Annotated in this window: 16 protein-coding genes and 1 tRNA gene; 15 read left to right on the forward strand and 2 right to left on the reverse strand. The window is 68.5% G+C overall.

All coding sequences use genetic code 11. From position 1 onward, the window contains the following. Window positions 1-34: 34 nt before the first annotated feature. Entirely contained in the window at window positions 35-2,146 is a 2,112-nt protein-coding gene (locus FHR56_RS03310; protein WP_160945931.1) for a glycoside hydrolase family 97 protein, read from the reverse strand. A 240-nt stretch (window positions 2,147-2,386) separates the two neighbouring features. Here FHR56_RS03310 and FHR56_RS03315 point away from each other — a divergent pair, with 240 nt between their 5' ends. The 3 genes from FHR56_RS03315 to FHR56_RS03325 are packed head-to-tail and all read left to right on the forward strand — an operon-like array spanning window position 2,387 to window position 7,757. Beyond that, window positions 2,387-4,588, forward strand: a complete 2,202-nt coding sequence (locus FHR56_RS03315) for a Six-hairpin glycosidase-like protein (RefSeq protein ID WP_237473053.1) — start codon at window positions 2,387-2,389, stop codon at window positions 4,586-4,588. Beyond that, entirely contained in the window at window positions 4,585-6,069 is a 1,485-nt protein-coding gene (locus FHR56_RS03320) for an MFS transporter (RefSeq protein ID WP_160945933.1), read from the forward strand. Before FHR56_RS03315 ends, FHR56_RS03320 begins: the two co-directional genes overlap by 4 nt. Continuing rightward, the gene (locus FHR56_RS03325; protein WP_160945934.1) at window positions 6,066-7,757 is read left to right on the forward strand and encodes an alpha-amylase family glycosyl hydrolase; all 1,692 of its coding nucleotides are present in this window, start codon (window positions 6,066-6,068) and stop codon (window positions 7,755-7,757) included. Before FHR56_RS03320 ends, FHR56_RS03325 begins: the two co-directional genes overlap by 4 nt. A 133-nt stretch (window positions 7,758-7,890) precedes the next feature. Here the strand turns inward: FHR56_RS03325 and FHR56_RS03330 are convergent, their stop codons facing one another. Further along, window positions 7,891-8,955 (reverse strand): LacI family DNA-binding transcriptional regulator, encoded by a 1,065-nt coding sequence (locus tag FHR56_RS03330; protein ID WP_160945935.1) that lies wholly within the window; start codon window positions 8,953-8,955, stop codon window positions 7,891-7,893. Between the two features lie 350 nt (window positions 8,956-9,305). Here FHR56_RS03330 and thrS point away from each other — a divergent pair, with 350 nt between their 5' ends. The 12 genes from thrS (at window position 9,306) to FHR56_RS03390 (ending at window position 21,730) form a co-directional block, all read left to right on the forward strand. Then, window positions 9,306-11,210: a threonine--tRNA ligase gene (gene thrS, locus FHR56_RS03335; protein WP_160945936.1), complete on the forward strand. Its 1,905-nt coding sequence runs from the start codon at window positions 9,306-9,308 to the stop codon at window positions 11,208-11,210. Between the two features lie 63 nt (window positions 11,211-11,273). Then, window positions 11,274-11,798 carry a translation initiation factor IF-3 gene (infC, locus tag FHR56_RS03340; RefSeq protein ID WP_230596011.1) on the forward strand — a complete coding sequence of 175 codons (525 nt, stop codon included), beginning with the start codon at window positions 11,274-11,276 and terminating at the stop codon, window positions 11,796-11,798. A 362-nt stretch (window positions 11,799-12,160) separates the two neighbouring features. Then, on the forward strand, window positions 12,161-12,358 hold the full coding sequence (rpmI, locus tag FHR56_RS03345; protein ID WP_010342861.1) for a 50S ribosomal protein L35: 198 nt from the start codon (window positions 12,161-12,163) through the stop codon (window positions 12,356-12,358). Between the two features lie 10 nt (window positions 12,359-12,368). Continuing rightward, entirely contained in the window at window positions 12,369-12,728 is a 360-nt protein-coding gene (gene rplT, locus FHR56_RS03350) for a 50S ribosomal protein L20 (RefSeq protein WP_010342859.1), read from the forward strand. Between the two features lie 204 nt (window positions 12,729-12,932). Then, the gene (pheS, locus tag FHR56_RS03355; RefSeq protein ID WP_048489929.1) at window positions 12,933-13,928 is read left to right on the forward strand and encodes a phenylalanine--tRNA ligase subunit alpha; all 996 of its coding nucleotides are present in this window, start codon (window positions 12,933-12,935) and stop codon (window positions 13,926-13,928) included. 112 nt (window positions 13,929-14,040) lie between these two features. Continuing rightward, window positions 14,041-16,419, forward strand: coding sequence for a phenylalanine--tRNA ligase subunit beta (pheT, locus tag FHR56_RS03360; protein ID WP_160945937.1), 2,379 nt, complete (start codon window positions 14,041-14,043; stop codon window positions 16,417-16,419). 23 nt (window positions 16,420-16,442) lie between these two features. Further along, window positions 16,443-16,742 carry an integration host factor subunit alpha gene (locus tag FHR56_RS03365; RefSeq protein ID WP_003466661.1) on the forward strand — a complete coding sequence of 100 codons (300 nt, stop codon included), beginning with the start codon at window positions 16,443-16,445 and terminating at the stop codon, window positions 16,740-16,742. After that, on the forward strand, window positions 16,723-17,079 hold the full coding sequence (locus FHR56_RS03370; RefSeq protein ID WP_009597860.1) for a MerR family transcriptional regulator: 357 nt from the start codon (window positions 16,723-16,725) through the stop codon (window positions 17,077-17,079). The genes FHR56_RS03365 and FHR56_RS03370 overlap by 20 nt, the downstream gene beginning before the upstream one ends. A 100-nt stretch (window positions 17,080-17,179) precedes the next feature. Then, window positions 17,180-17,256 (forward strand) — tRNA-Pro (locus FHR56_RS03375). 576 nt (window positions 17,257-17,832) lie between these two features. Further along, window positions 17,833-18,525 (forward strand): polysaccharide biosynthesis/export family protein, encoded by a 693-nt coding sequence (locus FHR56_RS03380; RefSeq protein ID WP_160945938.1) that lies wholly within the window; start codon window positions 17,833-17,835, stop codon window positions 18,523-18,525. After that, on the forward strand, window positions 18,522-19,958 hold the full coding sequence (locus tag FHR56_RS03385; protein ID WP_160945939.1) for a GumC family protein: 1,437 nt from the start codon (window positions 18,522-18,524) through the stop codon (window positions 19,956-19,958). Before FHR56_RS03380 ends, FHR56_RS03385 begins: the two co-directional genes overlap by 4 nt. Window positions 19,959-20,269: 311 nt before the next feature. After that, entirely contained in the window at window positions 20,270-21,730 is a 1,461-nt protein-coding gene (locus tag FHR56_RS03390) for an undecaprenyl-phosphate glucose phosphotransferase (RefSeq protein WP_160945940.1), read from the forward strand. Window positions 21,731-21,809 lie beyond the last annotated feature (79 nt).

The raw sequence follows: 21,809 nt of genomic DNA on the forward strand, positions 1-21,809 counted from the left end.
TGTTGCCGGCGGCAGCTTGTGCAAAGGGAGTGCGCTAGCGTGACGTGGCCGTCCCGGCGGAGGAGGCCGGCGCCGGATCCAGCGGGACGAAACGGATCGCCTGGCCGCCGCCGGGCGCCAGCTTCACCTGCAGTTGATCGGCGCTGGTGACGACGCGCTGCTCGCGCACGAAGTCGAACGGGTTGCGCTGGTAGTCGGCGGCGTCGCCGTCGCGGTAGATCTCGGCACGGTAGCGCACGCCCGGCTCGAGGAAGCCCAGCGCGATCGGCAGCACGCGGCCGTGTTCGTCGGTGATGCTGCCCAGGAACCAGTCGCGGCTATGGCGATCCTTGCGCACGATGGTGACGTAATCGCCGATCTCGCCGTCGAGCACGTGGCTGTCGTCCCAGTCCACCGCCACGTCCTCGATGAAGCGGAAGGCGTCGCGGTGCTGCAGATAGTGCTCGGGCAGGTCGGCGGCCATCTGGATCGGGCTGTACAGGGTCACGTACAGCGCCAGTTGCCGCGCCAGCGTGCTCGGAATCGCGCGTCCGCCGCGGCCCTTCAGGCTGAGGATGCCGGGCGTGTAGTCCATCGGACCGGCCAGCATCCGCGTGAACACCAGATCGACTTCGTGTTCCGGCGGGTTCGGCGGCTCGCCCCAGGCGTTGTACTCCATCCCGCGCGCGCCTTCACGCGAAAGCCAGTTCGGATAGGTGCGGCGCAGGCCGGTGTCCTTGATCGGCTCGTGGGCATTGACCGAGAGGTGGCGCTTGGCCGCCTCCTGCACCACCTTCAGATGATGCCGGGCCATGAACTGGCCGTCGTGCCATTCGCGCCACCGCGGGCCGCCGGCCGGATTGCGCCGGTCGACCTGGCCGTCGTCGCAGACGTAGCCGGTCTTGAACGTGTCCACACCCAGCCGCGCATAGAGGTCCAGCGCCGCATCGAGCTGGTCTTCGTAGTGCTCCACCGCGCAGCCGGTCTCGTGGTGGCCGATCAGATGCACGCCCTTCTTTGCCGCGTAGGCGCTGAGGGCTTCGATGTCGAAGTCCGCGGTGGGGCGGGTGAAGTCGAAGTCGTATCCGTTGCCGACCCAGTTGCCGTCCCAGCCGGGGTTCCAGCCTTCCACCAGGACGCCGCGGAAGCCATGCGCCGCGGCGAAATCGATGTAGCGGCGGGCATTGGCGGTGGTGGCGGCATGCCTGGGGCCGCGCGCCCAGGTTTCCTGGTTCAGATGCATCGACCACCACACGCCCAGGTACTTGGCCGGGTGCACCCAGTTCACGTCGCCCAGCGCGTTGGGTTCGTTGAGGTTGAGGATGAGGTTGGAGTCGACCAGGCCGCCGGCGGTGTCGCTGATCTGCAGCGTCCGCCACGGCGTGTCGAAGGGCAGGGTGCGGCGGACCTTCCAGCCTTCCGCCGACGGCGACAGCTGCGCATGCAGGCGCTGGCCCTCGCCGCGGCGCAGCCACATGCCGGCGTAGTCGACCAGGGCGGCTTCGTGGATGGCCAGGTGCAGGCCATCCTGGCTGCGCAGGGTGAACGGCGTGTGCGCCAGCGGCACCTCGCGCAGCGGCGTGCGCCGGTGCAGGTACTCGTAGTGGATGGGCGCGCCGGCGGGAATCCACCAGGCGGTGGCCTCTGGGACGATGTCGAACTCGGTCAGTTCCTCGTCGACGATGGCTTCCTGCATGCCGGCCTGTCGCGGGAAGCTGTAGCGGAAGCCGAGCCCGTCGTCGTAGACGCGGAACACCACCGCGAAGCGGCGCTGGCGGCCGCCGCGCTCGCCCAGCTCCACGCGCAACTCGTTGTAGTGATTGCGCACGTAGCGACGCTCGCCCCAGGGCTGTTCCCAGGTCTCTTCGACGCTGCGGCTGCGCTGGTCCAGCACGGCCAGGTCGCGGTCCAGGCCGCCGTCGCGCAACTGGAAGCCCAGCCGCGAGTCGCCGATCACGGGTTCGCCCAGGCGCAGCACGCGGTAGCTGGGGCGGCCGTCGTCCAGTTGCAGCGAGACCTGCAGGACCTTGTCCGGCGAATCGACGCTGGCCACGGTCTGCGGCGCGGCGTGCAGCTGTGGTGCGGCGCACAACAGTACGCCCGCCAGCAGCGAAGCCACGCGCAGCGTCGGACGCAGTTGCGACAAAACGTGAAGCGGCAGCGGCATCTCCCCTCCCAAGGCGACCGTGGCACCACCACGACTATAGCCAGGCGTTCCCTTGCAGCCCGCGGCCTGCGCGATGAATACGTATGCAACTGCACGCGCTGCGGTGCCGCCCGTCTACCATGTCCGCAGCGCCCCGCGATGCGGAGGCGGCGACCGTAGCGCCGGCATGCCGGCCTGCGCTTCCACCATGCAGGCAAAGAGGGAGGGAGGTCGATCGGTGCGAGCCGGTCTGCCGCTTCGATGCTGAAGATGATCTGCTTGGCCGCCACCTTGGGTGCTGCGGCGTCGGCGTCTGCTGGACAGACGTCATTGCAATGGCGTGGCCAGACCGCGCAGGCCGAGGCCAGGGCCGACGGCGGGTTCGTGCTGCACGCGGCGCAGAGCACGCGCACGGTGCCGGCACAGCCACTGCGCAGCGAGACCGACAGTCCGCTGTTCGACGCGCTGTTCGCGCTGGCGCAGCAGGAGTTGCGCGACGATCAGGTGCAGGCAATCCGCGACCCGGCGTTCGATCACGGCAAGCCGTTGTCGTGCGATTGCTACCAGACCGGCGAGCGCTGGCCCTACGTGTGGACCCGCGACGTCAGCTATGCCGCGGACCTGGCCCTGGCGCGGCTGGATCCGGAGCGCACGCGGCGCTCGCTGCGCTTCAAGCTGTCGCCGATGCGTGGCGCCGATGCGCTGCCGGGGCTGTTCGTGGCGCAGGACACCGGCTCCGGCGGCAGTTGGCCGGTGAGCAGCGATCGCGTGGTGTGGTTCCTGGCCGCGCGGCACCTGCTGGACGAACCGGGCTTCGCCGCCGACACCCGCGCCGCGCTTGCCGCCACGCTGGCGCAGGACCGCGCGTTCGCATTCGACCCGCGCATCGGGCTGTACCGTGGCGAAACCTCGTTCCTGGACTGGCGCGAGCAGACCTATCCGGCCTGGACCCGCGAGGACGTCGGCTTCATCGCCAGCTCCTTCGCGCTGTCGACCAACGTGCTGCACTACCAGGCGCTGCGCCTGGGCGAGCGCCTGGCCCGGGAGCAGGGCGACACGCAGGCGGCCACGCGTTACGCCGGTTGGGCCGATGCGCTGCGCCAGGCGATCGCGCAGCGCTTCTGGCGCGAGGACCGCGGCACCTACGTCAGCTACATCGGCACGGCCGAGCACCCGGTGCGCTACGAACGCTACGATCTGCTGGGCCTGTCGCTGGCGGTGCTGGCCGACGTGCTGCCGCCCGAGCGCGCGCGCCAGGCGCTGGCGCGCTATCCCGCGGTGGAGGCGGGCAGCCCGGTGGTGTGGCCGCAGCAGCGCGAGGTGCCGATCTACCACAACCGGGCGATCTGGCCGTTCGTCAGCGCCTATGCGCTACGCGCGGCGCGGCACGCCGACGACAGTGCGCGCATCGACCTGGAAGTGCGCTCGCTGCTGCGCGGTGCCGCGCTGGCCGGCTCGAACATGGAGAACTACGAGTTCCTGAGCCAGGCCGCGCATGTCGACGACGGTCCGCGCAGCGGCCCGGTGGTCAATTCGCCCCGGCAACTCTGGTCGGTGGCCGGCTACCTGGCGATGGTGATCGAGGGTGTGTTCGGCGTGGAGGACGACGGCCGCGTGCTGCCCAAGCTGCCCACCAGCCTGGTGCCGCTGCTGTTCGGCGAGCGCCAGGAAATCGCGCTGCAGTTGCAGGACCGGCGCATCGTGTTGCGGCGGCCGGCGCAGCTGCAGGGCGATCTGCTGATTGCCGGCAAGACCCGGCGTCAGGACGGCGTGACCACCGTCAACCTGGTGCCGCGCCACAGCGGCAGCGCACCCCTGCACATGCTGACGGCCGCCGATGCCTTCGCGCCGCTGGCGCCGCCGGCGCCGCAGCTGCGGCGCGAGGCGCAGGGCTGGCGCGTGCAGGCGGCCGCAGACACGGTGCTGTATGTCGATGGGCAGCCGCGCGCGGGCAGCGCCGACGGCGCGTTGCTGCCGCTGGTCGCGCACGTGCAATGCCTGAGCCTGACCCGGCGCGGGACGCGCTGGGAGTCGCTGCACAGTCCCACCGTCTGCGTCGGCGACGTCGCGCGCGTGGAAGGTGCCGACGCCTGGACGTGGACGGCGCCGCGCGATGGCGCGTACCGGTTGAGCCTGCGCTACGTCAATGCGCATGGCCCGATCAACACCGGTGTCACCGCGGCGGTCAAGCGCCTGCAGGTGCAGTGCGGCGCGGCGCCACCGCAGACGCAGCCGCTGGTGATGCCGCACAGCGTGGGCGAGCAGACCTCCACCGCCGCCGTGTTCACGCTGCAGGCCGGGCAGCGCTGCCACGCACGGCTGGTGCCGGCGGCGAACATGAGTGCGCTGCAGCATTTCGCGCGCTACACCGGAGGGCAGGGCGGCGCCGATGGCGTGGTCAATGCCGCCGACGTCGCCGCATTGTTGATCGCGCCGATCGGCGCTGCCGGAGGTCGCCCATGAGGGACGTGGCCCGCGCCAAGCCGGCGCTGTCGTTCTGGCAGATCTGGAACATGTGCTTCGGCTTCCTGGGCATCCAGTTCGGCTTCGCGCTGCAGAACGCCAACGCCAGCCGCATCTTTCAGACCCTGGGCGCCGACATGGATCAGGTGCCGGGGCTGTGGATCGCCGCACCGCTGACCGGCCTGATCGTTCAGCCCATCGTCGGCTACCTGTCCGACCGCACCTGGAACCGCTTCGGCCGGCGTCGGCCGTACTTCATGGTCGGCGCGCTGTTCACCACGCTCGCCTTGCTGGTGATGCCGAACTCGCCGGCGCTGTGGGTGGCGGCCGGGACGCTGTGGGTGCTGGACGCCTCGATCAACATCTCGATGGAGCCGTTCCGCGCGTTCGTCGGCGACCAGCTGCCGCCGCGCCAGCGCGCCAGCGGCTATGCGATGCAGAGCTTTTTCATCGGCGTCGGCGCGGTGGTGGCGAGCATGCTGCCGTGGCTGCTGGCGCATTGGGGCGTGAGCAACACCGCCGCCCCCGGCGAGGTGCCGGCGACGGTGCGCTACGCGTTCTATCTCGGCGGCGCGGTGTTGTTCCTGTCCATCGGCTGGACCGTGCTGCGCACCCGCGAGTATCCGCCCGAGGACCTGCACGGCTTCGACGACGCCGCCGCGGCGGCCACCGCGACGCAGCCGTGCCGTGCCGATGGCGCCGCGGCGCTGTGGTGCGCGGTGGGCATCGCCGGGGCGGCGGCCATCGCCTTCAGCGACGGCGATCGCATGCTGTACGTGCTGGCCGGGCTGTGTCTCGGCTACGGCGTGCTGCAGGGCATGGCACCGCGCCTGCGCCGTGGGCACATGCTGGCGTCCATCGTCTGCGATCTGCAGACCATGCCGCAGGCGATGCGGCGCCTGGCCTGGGTGCAGTTCTTCTCCTGGTTCGCCCTGTTCGCGATGTGGATCTACACCACCGCCGCGGTCACCCAGACCCACTACGGCACCCACGACGCGACCTCGGCCGCGTACAACGACGGGGCAAATTGGGTCGGCGTGCTGTTCGCCGCCTACAACGGCTTCGCCGCACTGGCCGCGATCGCCATTCCGCTGCTGGTGCGCGCCTGCGGGCTGCGCATGAGCCATCTGCTCAACCTGTGCCTGGGGGCGGCCGGCCTGCTGTCGTTCCTGTGGATCCGCGATCCGCAGTGGCTGCTGTTGTCCATGGTCGGCGTGGGCTTCGCCTGGGCCTCGATCCTGTCGCTGCCCTACGCCTTGCTATCGGACAGCGTGCCGGCGGCGAAGATGGGCGTGTACATGGGCATCTTCAATTTCTTCATCGTGATCCCGCAGTTGGTCGCGGTCAGCGTGCTGGGCTTCGTGCTCACGCACTGGCTTGGCGGCCGGCCGCTGTACGCGCTGGCGATCGGCGGCGGCAGCCTGCTGGTGGCGGCGCTGTGCGTGCTGTGGGTGCCGTCGGATTCGGGAGCGAATGCATGATTGATCGGATGTCGCTGTTGGCGCTGGCCCTGCTGGGTGCTTGCGCTGCGTCGGTGCAGGCCCAGGCCCAGGCGCCGGCGCAGGAGGAGTTCTACGGCACGCTGGAACCGTTCGCCAGCGAGGCGGTGTACTTCGTGGTCACAGATCGCTTCGTCAACGGCGACCCGGGCAACGATCATCGCGACCAGGGCGGCGCGCATCGCACCTTCGACATCCCGATCCCGGCGCCGCCCGGCGAGAGCGACAACATCGGCTACCTCGGCGGCGACTTCAAGGGCGTGGTCGACAACGCCGGCTACATCCGCGACCTGGGGTTCGGCGCGGTGTGGATCACCCCGATCGTCGACAACCCGGACGAGGCCTTCACCGGCGGCAAGCCGATCACCTGGGGCAGCTCGCTGAGCGACCGCGGCAAGACCGGCTACCACGGCTACTGGGGCGTCAACTTCTACAAGCTCGACGAGCATCTGCCGAGCCCGGGCCTGGATTTCGCCGGCTTCACTCAGGCGATGCACGCGCAGCAGCTGAAGGTGGTGCTGGACATCGTCGGCAACCACGGCTCGCCGGCCTGGACCATGCCCAAGCGCCAGCCGATGTTCGGTCAGGTGTTCGACCGCAACGGCAAGCTCATCGCCGATCACCAGAACCTGCCGCCGTCCAGGCTCGACCCGGCGCACAACCCGCTGCACGCGTTCTACAACACCGGCGGCAACCTGGCGCAGTTATCCGATTTCAACGAGCGCAACCCGGCGGTGATGGAGTATCTGGTCGGTGCCTACTCGCAATGGCTGGGGCAGGGCGCCGACGCGTTCCGCATCGACACCATCGGCTGGATGCCGGACAGTTTCTGGCACGAGTTCGTGCGCCGCATCCGCGCGCAGCGCCCGGGCATGTTCATGTTCGGCGAGGACTTTGACTACAACGCGCACAAGATCGCCGGCCACACCTGGGCCGGCAACGCCGGCGTCAGCGTGCTGGATTTCCCGCTCAAGCAGGCGCTGGCGGCAACGTTCGGCCACGCCCAGCGCGGCTACGAGACGCTGCAGCCGGCGCTGTACCTGGAGCGCGGCCCGTACGCCAATCCGTACGAACTGATGACCTTCTACGACAACCACGACATGGCGCGGCTGGACGCCAGCGACGCCGGTTTCATCGACGCGCACAACTGGCTGTTCACCGCGCGCGGCATCCCGGTGATCTACTACGGCTCGGAGACCGGCTTCATGCGCGGCCGCGCCGAGCATGCCGGCAACCGCAACTACTTCGGCCAGGAGCGGGTGGATGCCGCCCCGTCCAGTCCGATCTTTGCGCCGCTGCGGCGCATCGCCACGCTGCGCCAGCGCAGCCCGGCGCTGCAGCGCGGCCTGCAGCTCAACCTGCAGTTGTCCGGTGACCAAGCGGTGTTCTACCGGGTGTTCCAGCACGCGGGCAGCACCCAGACCGCGCTGGTGCTGCTGAACAAGAGCGACACGCCACGCACGCTGGAGGTGCGCCGCTACCTGCAGCCCGGCACCTGGCACGACGGCTGCGACGGCAGCGCCACCGAGGTGACCGATGCGTTGCGCGCCGAGGTGCCGGCACACGGCGTGCGCGTGTTCCTGTCCGATGCGCCGATCGTGCGCCCGGACCTGCGCGCGCGGCTGCGCTGGTTGATGGCGGCCAAGGACGGCGTCGCGCCGACGCCCTGAGCGCAGCGGAAGGCGCTGTGTCGCCGCGCGGGCCTGTGGGGGGGCGCGAGGTGCGGTGAGCGCGGCTGCGTCAGGTCGCCGGTGTCCTGGGCCGATCCCGGGCGGATGCGTTGCCGCGACCCGGATCGGCCCGTCAGCTGCGCAGCGAGGAGCCGCGCAGCGCCAGCGTGACCGGCAGGGTGCGGCTGCTCACCGGCTGCCCGGCGATCTGCGCCAGCAGCGTGTCGACCAACACCGCACCGGCCAGCTTGGTGTCCTGCTGCACCGTCGACAGCGCCGGATCGACGCTGGCGGCCACCGGGATATCGTCGAAGCCGGCCAGGGCCACGTCCTCGGGCACGCGCAGGCCGTGCTCGCGCAAGGCCTTCAACGCGCCGATCGCGATCAGGTCGCTGGCGGCGAACAGCGCATCGAAGCGCTCGCCGCGGCCGAGCAGGGCCAGGGCCGCCTCGTAGCCGGACTGCTCGGTGGTGATCGCATCGACCTGGAGTGCCGGCGTGGCGTCGGCGCCGGCCGCGCGCAGCGCCTGCAGATGGCCGCGGTAGCGTTCCAGGAATTCGGGGTAATGGTTGGAGGCGTCGCCGAGAAAGGCGATGCGGCGGCGGCCCTGCGCCAGCAGATGCGCGGTGATGTCGTGGCCGCCCTGGAAGTTGTCGCTGCCGATCGACACTCCCGGCTGCCCGGGCAGCACCGCGCCCCAGCGCACGAAATGGGTGCCCTGGTCGACCAGGTGCTGCAGCCGCTGCTGCGCCTGCAGGTAGTCGCCGTAGCCGAGCAGGATCAGCCCGTCGGCCTTCTGGCTGTCGCCGTAGTCGGCGCGCCAGTTGTCCGACAGTTGCTGGAACGACACCAGCAGGTCGTAGCCGTGACGGGCGCAGGCGCGGGTGATCGACCCCAGCATCGAGTGGAAGAACGGGTTGATCAGCGAGTCGTCGGTGGTCGGGTCTTCGAAGAACAGCAGCGCCAGGGTGCCGGCATTGCGCAGGCGCAGGCTGGAGGCGTGCTTGTCGACCTTGTAGTTCAGCTCGCGCGCGATCGCCAGGATCTTGCGCCGGGTCTGCTCGTTGACGGCCGGGCTGCCGCGCAGGGCGCGCGAGACGGTGGGTTGCGACACGCCTGCCAGGTAGGCGATGTCCAGCGATGTGGCCTTGCCTTTGATGACGGCGCGTCCGATGCGGAGAAAGCGAACGCCCAGCATGCCACGGCGGCCGCTGCAGCTCTTGCTGCGGCGCAGCGAGATTGCAGGCGCGCCAACGACGCCGGCGGTGTCCGGGAACGGCCCGTCACAGGCTGCGCGCCAGCCTTGCCCGTGACCAATCGGTCGCTTTTGGTTTACTATCTGCCCACTATCTAAGCCGGACATGGTGGCCCGCGGCGACGCCGGCCGAGCGTGCGACATGAGCACTACCACCGCCCTCGCGTGAGTTCCCGCCCAAGGCTGTCCGAGCAGGCGCCCTTGTGGCGCCTTCTTTCTGTCCCGCGCTCAGTCGCGACTGCCACCACGGTGGCGTGGACGCCGTCCTCCCGTTTCCCTTTCCGCCGACTCCCATGATCACGATCACGCTCCCCGACGGCAGCCGCCGCGAATTCGAACATCCCGTCAGCCCCATGGACGTGGCCCAGTCCATCGGTCCCGGCCTGGCCAAGGCCACCATCGCCGGCCAGGTCGACGGCCGCCTGGTCGACGCCTGCGACGTCATCGACCACGACGCCAGCCTGCGCCTGATCACCGCCAAGGACGCCGAGGGCGTGGAGATCATCCGCCACTCCTGCGCGCACCTGGTCGGCCACGCGGTCAAGCAGCTGTATCCCGAGGTCAAGATGGTGATCGGCCCGGTCATCGCCGAGGGCTTCTACTACGACATCTACAGCGAGCGCCCGTTCACCCCCGAGGACCTGGCGGCGATCGAGAAGCGCATGCAGGAACTGATCGCGCAGGACTACGACGTGATCAAGAAGGTCACCCCGCGCGCCGAGGTGATCGAACTGTTCAAGCAGCGCGGCGAGGACTACAAGCTGCGCCTGATCGAGGACATGCCCGACGACGTCACCGCGATGGGCCTGTACTACCACCAGGAATACGTGGACATGTGCCGCGGTCCGCACGTGCCCAACACGCGCTTCCTCAAGGCCTTCAAGCTGACCCGCATCTCCGGCGCCTACTGGCGCGGCGACGCCAAGAACGAGCAGCTGCAGCGCATCTACGGCACCGCCTGGGCCGACAAGAAGCAGCTCGAGGCCTACATCCTGCGCATGGAGGAGGCCGACAAGCGCGACCACCGCAAGATCGGCAAGCAGCAGGACCTGTTCCACCTGCAGGAAGAGGGCCCGGGCCTGGTGTTCTGGCACCCCAAGGGCTGGTCGATCTGGCAGGTGGTCGAGCAGTACATGCGCAAGGTCTACCGCGACAGCGGCTACGGCGAGGTGCGCTGCCCGCAGATCCTGGACGTGTCGCTGTGGCAGAAGTCCGGCCACTGGGACAACTACCAGGACAACATGTTCTTCACCGAGTCGGAGAAGCGCACCTACGCGGTCAGGCCGATGAACTGCCCGGGCCACGTGCAGGTGTTCAACCAGGGCCTGCACAGCTACCGCGACCTGCCGATCCGCTACGGCGAGTTCGGCGCCTGCCACCGCAACGAGCCGTCCGGCGCGCTGCACGGCATCCTGCGCGTGCGCGGCTTCACCCAGGACGACGGCCACATCTTCTGCACCGAGCAGCAGATCGAGGCCGAGGTCACCGCCTTCCACCAGCAGGCGCTGAAGGTGTACGGCGACTTCGGCTTCGACGACATCCAGATCAAGATCGCCTTGCGCCCGGAAAAGCGCCTCGGCGACGACGCCACCTGGGACAAGGCCGAGGCCGCGCTGCGCGCCGCGCTCGGCGCCTGCGGGGTGGAGTGGCAGGAACTGCCGGGCGAGGGCGCCTTCTACGGCCCGAAGATCGAGTACCACCTGAAGGACGCGATCGGCCGCACCTGGCAGCTCGGCACCATGCAGGTGGACTTCATGATGCCCGGCCGCCTCGGCGCCGAGTACGTGGACGAGCACAGCCAGAAGAAGCATCCGGTGATGCTGCACCGGGCCATCGTCGGCTCGATGGAGCGCTTCATCGGCATCCTGATCGAGCACCATGCCGGCATGTTCCCGGCCTGGCTGGCGCCGGTGCAGGCCGTGGTCATGAACATCACCGATGCTCAGGCAGACTATGTAGACAACGTGCGGAAACTCCTTGCAAATCAAGGCTTCCGCATCGAGGCCGATTTGCGGAACGAAAAAATCGGCTATAAGATTCGCGAACACACGCTGCAGCGGGTGCCGTACCTGTTGGTGGCGGGCGACCGCGAGACGGAAAACGGCGCGATTGCGGTCCGCACGCGATCGGGGGAGGATCTGGGCACCATGTCGGTCGCCGCCTTCGCCGAACGGCTGCGCGCCGAGCAGTTGGCGTGACACCACCCTGGCGCGGACGGAGCCTCCGTCCGCGCCAGTCCGATTCCCCTGGGAGATTGCAACATCAGTACCCCTGACAACAAACAGAACCGCAAGAACCAAGAGATCCGCGTGCCGCGCGTGCGCGTGATCGGCGCAGACGGCGAGATGGTCGGCGTGTTGAGCCGCGACGAAGCGCTGGCGATGGCCGAGGAAGACGGTCTGGATCTGGTCGAGATCCAGCCGCAGGCCGACCCGCCGGTCTGCAAGATCATGGACTTCGGCAAGTTCAAGTTCGAGCAGCAGAAGAAGGCCAACGAAGCCAAGAAGAAGACCAAGCAAGTCGAGATCAAGGAAATCAAGTTCCGTCCGGTCACGGACGAGGGCGATTACCAGATCAAGCTGCGCAACATGCGTCGCTTCCTCGAAGAGGGCGACAAGGTCAAGGTCAACATCCGTTTCCGCGGTCGCGAGATGAGCCATCAGGAGCTCGGTCGCGAAATGGCCGCGCGGATCGAGGCCGATCTGGGCGAGGACATCGTCATTGAATCGCGCCCGCGCCTGGAAGGCCGGCAGATGGTGATGATGATCGCGCCGAAGAAGCGCTGATCCGCGGAGCGCAGCCCAGGATCGCGCCCCGCCGCTGGTGGGGGCGCGGTTTCCCGGCACCTGTGCCCCAGTCCCTTCTGACCTCCGAGCGCAGCGCTGCTGCGCCGTCGCGGCGTGGCCACGCGTTGCGCAGCCTTGCCGACTCCCGGCGCGCAATCGCCAGTCGAACTGCATGATTTGCAAGGCATTCCAAGCCCTGGCATAATGCGCGGCCCAGTTCATCGGGTTTGCCGCTCCCGCGGCAACAGGACCCGCCCGGATCCTCATCGGATCAAGGGCTTACAAGCCGGTAAGGGCACGGACGGAAAGTGTGGCGCAGCCACCGCCCTGACCAGTGACAAAACACCATCAAGGACATTGCAATGCCCAAGATCAAGACCAACCGGGCGGCGGCCAAGCGTTTCCGCAAGACCGCCTCCGGCAAGTACAAGGCCGGCCACGCCAACCGTAGCCACATCCTCACCAAGAAAGCGACCAAGCGGAAGCGCAACCTGCGGCAGACGAACCACGTCCGTGCCGAGGACGCAGGCCGTCTGGACCGTATGCTTCCCTACCTCTGAGGACTGAACCATGGCTCGAGTCAAGCGTGGCGTCCAGGCGCGCCGTCGTCACAAGAAAGTTCTGAACCTCGCCAAGGGTTACTACAACGCCCGTCGCAAGGTCTTCCGCGTCGCCAAGCAGGCGGTGATCAAGGCGCAGCAGTACGCCTACATCGGCCGCAAGCAGAAGAAGCGCAATTTCCGTTCGCTGTGGATCACCCGCATCAACGCGGCGGCCCGCATCAACGGCATGAGCTACAGCCGCTTCATGAACGGCCTGCTCAAGGCCGGCATCACCCTCGACCGCAAGGTGCTGGCGGACATCGCCGTGCACGACGCGCAGGGCTTTGCCGCCCTGGCGGAGAAGGCGAAGGGCGCGCTGGCGGCATAAGTGCGAGTCCCCGCAGAAACCCGCACGTCCATGTGCGGGGTTTCGGTGGGAGCAATCGCAGGCATGCAGGGGGAAGGGCGCAAGTCCTTCCCCTTTTGCGTTTTTGGGCGTCCCGATGCGGGATGCCTGCCGGGTAGGTGTGAGGTCCCGCATCGGCGGGACACGGTGGCCGCGGTTCGGCCGGAGCAGTGAGGCGCGAGTGCAATGAGTGAGATCGATTCCCTGAGCGGGCAGGCGCTGGCGGACATCGCCGCGGCGCAGAGCCCGGAGGCGCTGGAGCAACTGCGGGTCGCGCTGCTCGGCAAGAGCGGCAGCATCACCGCCCAGCTCAAGCAGCTCGGCGCGCTGGCGCCGGAGCAGCGCAAGCTGGCCGGCGAGGCGATCAACCGCGCGCGCGACACGGTGTCCGCCGCGCTGGCCGAGCGCCGTACGCTGCTGGAGACTGCGGCGCTGGACGCACGCCTGGCCGAGGAGCGCATCGACGTGACCCTGCCGGGGCGGCGCGGCGAACGTGGTGGGCTGCACCCGGTCACCCGCACCCTGGAACGCATCACCGAGATCTTCGCGCGGCTGGGCTACGAACTGTCCGACGGCCCCGAGATCGAGGACGACTGGCACAACTTCGAGGCGTTGAATTTCCCGCCGCATCACCCGGCGCGGGCGATGCACGACACCTTCTATTTCGGCGACGGCCGCCTGCTGCGCACCCACACCTCGGGCGTACAGGTGCGCTACATGGGGGAGCATGCGCCGCCGCTGCGCATGATCGCCGCCGGCAAGGTCTACCGCAGCGACAGCGACCAGACCCATTCGCCGATGTTCCACCAGGTCGAAGGCCTGCTGGTCGACGAGCACGCGACCTTCGCCGACCTCAAGGGCACCCTGGCCGAGTTCGTGCGCGCGTTCTTCGAGCGCGATTTCCAGATGCGCTTCCGCCCCAGCTACTTCCCGTTCGTCGAGCCCGGTGCCGAGGTCGACATCGCCTGGCAGCAGCCCGACGGCAGCACCCGCTGGCTGGAAGTGCTGGGCTGCGGCATGGTCCACCCGAACGTGCTGCGCAACGTCGGCATCGACCCCGAGCGCTACACCGGCTTCGCCTTCGGCATGGGCGTGGAGCGCTTCGCGATGCTGCGCTACGGCGTCAACGACCTGCGCGCCTTCTTCGAGAACGACGTGCGGTTCCTGCGGCAGTTTGCTTGAGGGCGGGGATTCGGGATTGGCGATTCGCGAAAGCGGGTCCACGCTGCTCCCGGATCTCGCTTGACCCGCTCTTACGAATCCCCAATCCCGAATTCCCAATCCCGGCTCCCCAATGAAATTCAGCGAAAACTGGCTGCGCAGCCACGTTCCGACCCAGGCCTCGCGTGAGCAGCTCACCGCGACCCTGACTGCCATCGGCCTGGAGGTCGAAGACGTCGTGCCGCTCGGCGACGGCCTGCAGCAGGTGGTGGTGGCGCGGATCCTCGAGGCGGCGCCGCATCCCGAGGCCGACCGGCTGCAGGTGTGCCGGGTCGATGCCGGGCAGGGCGAGCTGCTGCAGATCGTCTGCGGCGCGCCCAACGCGCGCGCTGGACTGGTCGCGCCGCTGGCGCTGGTCGGTGCCCAGGTCGGCGGCATCGCGATCAAGCCGGCCAAGCTGCGTGGGGTCGAGTCCAACGGCATGCTGTGCTCGGCCAAGGAACTGGGCCTGGACAGCGACGCGTCCGGCCTGTTCGAACTGCCCGACGATGCGCCGATCGGCCAGGCGCTGACCGAATACCTGGGCCTGCCCGATGCCAGCATCGAGATCAAGCTCACCCCCAACCGCGCCGATTGCTTCGGCGTGCGCGGCATCGCCTACGACGTGGCCGCGGCCTGCGGCAGCGACGTGCTGCCGCTGGTAGTGACGCCGGCCGCGGTGGGCAGCGAGCGCACGCTGCCGGTGACGCTGGAGGCGGGCGCCGATGCGCCGCGTTACTGCGGCCGCGTGGTCGAGGACCTGGATCCGGCGGCGAAGACGCCGCTGTGGATGGCCGAGCGCCTGCGCCGCAGCGGGGTGCGTCCGGTGTCGCTGCTGGTGGACATCACCCAGTACGTGATGCTGGAACTGGGCCAGCCGATGCATGCCTTCGACCTGGAGACGTTGCAGGGGCCGGTCGGCGTGCGCCACGCACGCGCCGGCGAGACCCTGACCCTGCTCGATGGCCGCGAGGCGGCGCTGGATCCGGGCTTCCTGCTGGTCACCGACGCCGATCGGCCGGTGGCGCTGGCCGGGCTGATGGGCGGCCACGCCACCCGCGTCACCGAAACCACCCGCCACGTATTCCTGGAGGCCGCGCATTTCGCGCCGGCGGCGATCATGGGCCGCGGGCGCAAGCTCGGCCTGCACACCGATGCCGGCCACCGCTTCGAGCGCGGCGTGGACCCGGCGCTGCCGCGGCACGCGCTGGAACTGGCGACGCGACTGGTGCTGGAACTGGCCGGCGGACGTGCCGGTCCGGTGGTCGAGGCCGAGTTGCCGGCGTTCCTGCCGACGCCGGCGCCGATCGCGCTGCGCCGCGCCCGCATCCTGCGCGTGCTCGGCATCGAGATCGCCGATGCCGGCGTGGAGCGCATCCTGCGCGCGCTGGGCATGGAGGTGGTCGCCTCGGCCGATGGCTGGCAGGTCACCGCGCCGAGCCGCCGCTTCGATATCGCCATCGAAGAGGACCTGATCGAGGAACTGGCGCGCATCCACGGCTACGACCGCCTGCCGACCACCTTGCCCGGCGGCACCACGCGCATCGCCATGGACAGCGAGACCCAGCTGGACGAGCGCAGCGTGCGCCGGCAGCTGCTGGCCCGCGACCTGCTGGAAACCATCAACTACGCCTTCGTCGATGTCGCGCTGCTGGACCAGTGGGGCTTGCACGACGGACGCGTGGCGCTGGCCAATCCGCTCAGCGCCGAACTGGCGGTGATGCGTCCGTCGCTGTTGCCGGGACTGGTGGCCGCGCTGGGCCGCAACGCCGCGCGCCAGGCCGGGCGCGTGCGCCTGTTCGAGTTGGGCAAGGTGTTCGCCGCGGCGGCGGACGCCGGCGCCGCGCCGATCGAGACCCAGCGGGTGGCGGCCGCGGTGTGCGGTGATGCCGATGCCCTGCAGTGGGGCCTGCCGGCGCGCAAGGTCGATTTCCACGACCTCAAGGGCGACCTGGAGGCCCTGGCGGCCGCTTCCGGCGCGCGTCTGGACTACCGTGCGTCGACGCATCCGTTCGCGCATCCGACCCGGTCGGCCGACGTCTACCGCGACGACGTGCGAATCGGCTGGATCGGCCAGCTGCACCCGCGGCTGCTGCAGGCGATGCAGATCGACGTCGACGTGCTGGCCTTCGAGCTGGACCTGGCGCCGCTGGCCGCGCGCGCCCTGCCGCGTGCCGCCGAACTGTCGCGGTTCCCGTCGGTGCGCCGCGACCTGGCCTTCGTGGTGCCGGAAGCAGTGAGCTGGGCGGCGCTGGCGCGCAGCGTGCGCGCGACGGTGGGGCCCTTGCTGCGCGAGGTGGTGCTGTTCGACCGCTACGTCGGCGCGGGGGTCGAGGCTGGTTGCAAGAGTCTCGCTATGGGCTTGATTTTGCAGGACAACACGCGCACTCTGACAGACCGCGACGTGGAGGCGGTGGTCGCCGATGCGGTGGCCGCGCTGGCGCGGGAACACGACGCGCGGATGCGTGGTTGAGAAGGACAGGGGATAGCAGGGCAATGGCGTTGACCAAAGCGGAAATGGCCGAGCGGTTGTTCGACGAAGTCGGGCTGAACAAGCGCGAGGCCAAGGAGTTCGTCGATGCGTTCTTCGACGTGCTGCGCGATGCGCTCGAGCAGGGGCGGCAGGTGAAGCTGTCAGGTTTCGGCAACTTCGACCTGCGCCGCAAGAACCAACGGCCCGGCCGCAATCCCAAGACCGGCGAAGAGATCCCCATTTCCGCGCGGACGGTGGTGACCTTCCGCCCCGGACAGAAGCTCAAGGAGCGAGTGGAGGCATATGCTGGACCCGGGCAGTAACCGCGAACTTCCGCCGATTCCGGCCAAGCGCTACTTCACCATCGGTGAGGTCAGCGAGTTGTGCGACGTCAAGCCGCACGTGCTGCGCTATTGGGAGACCGAATTCCCCAGCCTGGAACCGGTCAAGCGCCGCGGCAACCGACGCTACTACCAACGCCACGACGTGCTGATGGTGCGGCAGATCCGCAGCCTGCTGTACGAACAGGGCTATACGATCGGCGGCGCGCGACTGCGCCTGGAAGGCGAGGGCGCCCGCCAGGAATCGGCGCTGAGCAACCAGATCATCAAGCAGGTGCGGCAGGAGCTGGAAGAAGTCCTGCAGTTGCTGCGGCGCTGAGTGGCGGCGTCGCTGCCGCTAGGAATGGCCGCCGCAAACCCGCTATAATCGCCAGCTCGCTGCAAGGCGAGACCGCCATGACGGCGGAGACGCAACACACCGGGGTATAGCGCAGCCTGGTAGCGCACTAGTCTGGGGGACTAGTGGTCGTCGGTTCGAATCCGGCTACCCCGACCATCTTTCGAAGGCCCATGTCCGCGACATGGGCCTTTTTGTTTTTGGGCCGCGCTGGATGGCCGGCGGCCGCGCGGCCGGTGAACGGGCAGGCGGATTAGGCGCGAATGCCTGATTCGTGCCGGCGTCGCCACACAGGGCGATCTGTAACATCCGGTCGGCGGCCGAGCGCGTCGCCGTAGACAAAATCCGCGGCAGTGCGCCATTCCGGCGCGCGGGTATCGGCTTGCCGGAGCGCAAAGCCGCGCCAGAACTGGGAGCGACGCAGCGTCAATGCATTGACATTGATCACGTTAACATCACGTCGATGGAACGTTCACGGATGCTTGCTAGGCTGAATCACTGGACATGTAGTTGAACCCTGCTGTTACTGCGTCAAAAAAATGTCGGGTAACGCCTTGGTGACGGCAGATGGCTGTGCCATAGTGCGTTGCAACACGAAGCTTCGCTGTTGGCCAGGGCCATTCGTCCCGGGCAGGAATTGACACCGTGATCATCCTCCGGCCGGGACGGAACCCTGGCCGGCTGGGCGAGTGCGGCGCTTCGAAAACCAATCGACAGAGGGCATCAGCATCGCGCATGGGTAAACTCTCCGTGACCTTCCATTGGGCGCTGGCCCTTTTCTGCCTGGCGCTGCTGTCGGCATGCAACAGCGGGCCGGCAATGCGGTCGGATCTGCCGCCAGGCGATCCGCTTGCCGCGTCCATGGGCAAGCCGGAATACCTGCTTGGCCCGGGCGACCTGCTCACGGTCAAGGTGTTCCAGGTCGACGACCTGGAGCGCCAGGTGCGGGTGGACAATGAGGGCCGCATCTCGCTGCCGCTGATCGGCGACGTCAAGGCGGCCGGCTCCAGCGTCAACGCCCTGCAGAAGGAGATCGCCGATCGCTACCGCAACGGCTATCTGCAGAACCCGCAGGTGTCGGTGCTGGTCGACGAGTTCACCGGCAACCGGGTCACGGTCACCGGCGCGGTCAGCGAGCCGGGCATCTATCCCATCCAGGGCTCGGCGCTGACCCTGCAGCAGGCGCTGGCGCTGGGCAAGGGCGTCAGCGATGTGGCCAGCCGCGGCAACGTGGTGGTGTTCCGCACCGTCGGCGGACAGAAGATGCTGGCGCGTTTCGATCTGCGCGATATCCAGAAGGGCGCCGCGCCCGACCCGGCGATCTACGGCGGCGACATCGTGGTGGTGTACCGCTCCGATGCGCTAGTGCTGCTGCGTACCGTGGTGCAACTGACCCCGTTCGTGATGGTCTGGAGGGCCTACCGATGAGCGCCTCCACCTTGCCTCCCGCCTCCGCGCCGCATGCGCGTCCCGTGGGTGCCCCGCTGAGCCCGGCCGACATCGGCCTGCTGGATTACTGGAATGCGCTGTACCGGCAGCGTTGGCTGATCGTCGGCATCACCGGCGCCGTGGTGCTGCTGGCGCTGCTGGTGATCCTGCTGATGACGCCCAAGTACCGCGCCACCAGCGTGCTGCAGATCGAGCGCGAATCGCTCAACGTCGCCAACGTCGCCAACCTGATGCCGGTGGAATCGCCGCAGGATCGCGATTTCTACCAGACCCAGTACGAACTGCTCGGCAGCCGTTCGCTGGCGCGGCAGGTGATCCGCGAGGCCAAGCTGACCGAGGCCCCGGCGTTCAAGCCGCTGGTCGACGAAGCCCTGGAGAAGCTGCAGGACAACGGCGACGGGCGTGCGCCGACGCCGCAGGCACGTGCCGCGGCGGCCGAGAATGCGCTGGTCGGCCCGGTGCTGGATGCCTTGACCATCGAGCCGGTCCGCGACTCGCGCCTGGTGCGGATCAACTTCGATTCGCCCGACCGCGTGCTGGCCACGCGCGTGGCCAACACCTACGCCAAGATGTTCATCGCCTCGACCCAGGAACGCCGCCTGCAGGCGTCCTCGTTCGCCGCGCGCTACCTGTCCGAACGCCTGGCGCAGCTGCGCGACAAGGTCGAGGAGTCGGAGAAGAACGCGGTCGACTATTCCAGCCAGGAACAGATCGTGTCGATGGGCGAGGACAAGCCGTCGCTGCCGACGCAGAACATGAGCGAACTGAATGTGCGCCTGGCCGCGGCGCAGGACGCGCGGATCAAGGCCGAGGCGGCCTGGCGCCAGGCCGGCATCGGCGACGGCATGGGCCTGCCGCAGGTGGTCAGCAGTCCGCTGATCCAGAGCCTGCGCACCGAACAGGCCAAGCTGACCGCCGACTACCAGCAGAAGCTGGCCACGTTCCAGCCCGGCTACCCGGAAATGCAGCGCCTGCAGAACCAGATCGCCGAGACCAAGCGGCAGATCGCCAACGAGATCGCCAATATCCGCAGCGCGCTGAAGAACGACTACGAGGCGGCGCGGCAGCAGGAGACGCTGCTCAGCGACCGCATCGCGGCCCTGAAGAACGACGAACTGGACCTGCAGACCCGCAGCATCCGCTACACCATGCTGCGCCGCGAGGCCGATACCAACCGCCAGCTCTACGACGCGCTGCTGCAGCGCTACAAGGAGATCGGCGTGGTCGGCAACGTGGGCACCAACAACATTTCGATCGTCGACCGCGCCGATGTGCCGGGCAAGCCGAGTTCGCCGAAGAAGCTGCTCGGCCTGGCGCTGGCCTTCGTGTTCGGCCTGTTCCTGGCGGTGGCGGTGGCGCTGGTGCGCTACTTCATCCGCGAAGCCGAAGCCGCGGCGGCGGCCTCGGCATGAGATGCCGCAGCGCCATGGCGCGCCGCACCGCGCAATGCGCGAGCGCGTGCCGCAACGCACACGCCGGCATCGGTTCGACGCACAGTCTTCAGTGAGGTGATCCGTGGTTCAGCTAGGCAATGAGGTGCTCCATTATTTTCCAGCGCGGTTGTACGAAGACGTTCTTCTGTTGAAGTAGTCACGGGCTGCCGTGGACCTGGGGTCGGCGAGGGAGGCGCCGCAGCGGTCCACAGGCAGGCGAAATCGAGGCCCGGCGGCGTCGCATGTTCCCCCGCATGCCGATCGACCGGGTTTGGATAGGAATCCCGATCATGCTTTTGGCAGACCTGAGTAGCGCCACCTATACGACCTCCTCGCCGCGCATGCTGTCCAAGTACGCGGCCGCGGCAGACATCCTGTTGCGCGTGTCCGACCTGACCGTCATGGTCGGCGGCGCCTTGCTGACCCACCGGTTGCTGTTCGGCACCTGGATGCCGGAACCGGCGTACCGGGTGGCGATCGGCACCACGCTGCTGTACGCGGTGATCTGCTTCGCGCTGTTCCCGCTGTACCGCAGCTGGCGCGGGCGTGGCCTGCTGCGCGAGATGGTGGTGCTGAGCCTGGCCTGCGGCGGCGTGTTCGCGCTGTTCGCGGTGCACGCCTTCGTGGTGCAGTTCGGCCAGCAGGTCTCGCGGCTGTGGATCGGCACCTGGTTCGTCACCAGCCTGGCCACGCTGCTGCTCTCGCGCACGGTGGTGCGCGGCGTACTCAACCGGCTGCGCTCCGAAGGCGTGGACGTGCAGCGGGTGGTGGTGGTGGGCCTGCGCCATCCGGTGGTGAAGATCCACAACTACCTGAGCCGCAACCCCTGGGTGGGCATGCAGGTGGTGGGCTATTTCAGCAGCGACTACGACCTGTCGGTGGCCGACCATCCGCAGAGGCTGCAGTGCCTGGGCGAGGGCACCGCGGACGCGCTGATCGACTACCTCGACCACCACCAGGTCGAGCAGGTTTGGATCTCGCTGCCGCTGGGCGAGCGCGACCACATCAAGCAGCTGCTGCAGCGCATGGACCGCTATCCGATCCAGGTCCGGCTGATCCCGGATCTGTTCGACTTCGGCATGCTCAACCAGTCCGGCGACCAGATCGGCAACGTGCCGGTGATCAACCTGCGCCAGGGCGGGGTGGACCGAAACACCTACTTCGTGGTCGCCAAGGCGTTGCAGGACAAGCTGGTGGCCCTGGCCGCGCTGGCCGTGCTGTGGCCGCTGATGCTGGCGATCGCGGTGGGCGTGAAGCTGAGCTCGCCGGGCCCGGTGTTCTTCCGCCAGCGCCGTCACGGCCTGGGCGGGCGCGAGTTCTACATGTACAAGTTCCGCTCCATGCGCGTGCAGCAGGAGCCCAGTGATGTGGTGGTGCAGGCCACGCGCGGCGACAGCCGGGTGACCCGCTTCGGCGCGTTCCTGCGCCGCACCAGCCTGGACGAGTTGCCGCAGCTGTTCAACGTGCTCGGCGGCAGCATGTCGGTGGTGGGGCCGCGTCCGCACGCGGCGCAGCACAACACCCACTACGAGAAGCTGATCAACCACTACATGCAGCGGCATTACGTCAAGCCGGGCATCACCGGCTGGGCGCAGGTCAACGGCTTCCGCGGCGAGACGCCGGAGCTGCGCACGATGAAGAAGCGCATCCAGTACGACCTGGACTACATCCGTCGCTGGTCGTTGTGGCTGGACACGCGGATCATCGTGCTGACCGCGTTCAAGGTGCTCGGGCAGAAGACCGCTTACTGATGCGCCCGATGCGTCTTCCTCCCGCCGACCGTGAGCAGCGCCGGCGTCGCCCCCGCGTCGCCGTCGTTCCTGCCCTGCC

Source organism: Xanthomonas sp. F10, from assembly GCF_014206815.1.
In the GTDB taxonomy this organism is placed as follows: Bacteria; Pseudomonadota; Gammaproteobacteria; order Xanthomonadales; family Xanthomonadaceae; genus Xanthomonas_A; species Xanthomonas_A indica.

Coding starts and splice junctions, on each gene's coding strand:
- rplT (WP_010342859.1), top strand. CDS start 12,369: ATGGCTCGAGTCAAGCGTGGCGTCCAGGCGCGCCGTCGTCACAAGAAA.
- FHR56_RS03390 (WP_160945940.1), top strand. CDS start 20,270: ATGCTTTTGGCAGACCTGAGTAGCGCCACCTATACGACCTCCTCGCCG.
- rpmI (WP_010342861.1), top strand. CDS start 12,161: ATGCCCAAGATCAAGACCAACCGGGCGGCGGCCAAGCGTTTCCGCAAG.
- pheS (WP_048489929.1), top strand. CDS start 12,933: ATGAGTGAGATCGATTCCCTGAGCGGGCAGGCGCTGGCGGACATCGCC.
- thrS (WP_160945936.1), top strand. CDS start 9,306: ATGATCACGATCACGCTCCCCGACGGCAGCCGCCGCGAATTCGAACAT.
- FHR56_RS03370 (WP_009597860.1), top strand. CDS start 16,723: ATGCTGGACCCGGGCAGTAACCGCGAACTTCCGCCGATTCCGGCCAAG.
- pheT (WP_160945937.1), top strand. CDS start 14,041: ATGAAATTCAGCGAAAACTGGCTGCGCAGCCACGTTCCGACCCAGGCC.
- FHR56_RS03320 (WP_160945933.1), top strand. CDS start 4,585: ATGAGGGACGTGGCCCGCGCCAAGCCGGCGCTGTCGTTCTGGCAGATC.
- FHR56_RS03385 (WP_160945939.1), top strand. CDS start 18,522: ATGAGCGCCTCCACCTTGCCTCCCGCCTCCGCGCCGCATGCGCGTCCC.
- FHR56_RS03315 (WP_237473053.1), top strand. CDS start 2,387: ATGCTGAAGATGATCTGCTTGGCCGCCACCTTGGGTGCTGCGGCGTCG.
- FHR56_RS03325 (WP_160945934.1), top strand. CDS start 6,066: ATGATTGATCGGATGTCGCTGTTGGCGCTGGCCCTGCTGGGTGCTTGC.
- FHR56_RS03310 (WP_160945931.1), bottom strand. CDS start 2,146: ATGCCGCTGCCGCTTCACGTTTTGTCGCAACTGCGTCCGACGCTGCGC.
- FHR56_RS03330 (WP_160945935.1), bottom strand. CDS start 8,955: ATGCTGGGCGTTCGCTTTCTCCGCATCGGACGCGCCGTCATCAAAGGC.
- FHR56_RS03365 (WP_003466661.1), top strand. CDS start 16,443: ATGGCGTTGACCAAAGCGGAAATGGCCGAGCGGTTGTTCGACGAAGTC.
- FHR56_RS03380 (WP_160945938.1), top strand. CDS start 17,833: ATGGGTAAACTCTCCGTGACCTTCCATTGGGCGCTGGCCCTTTTCTGC.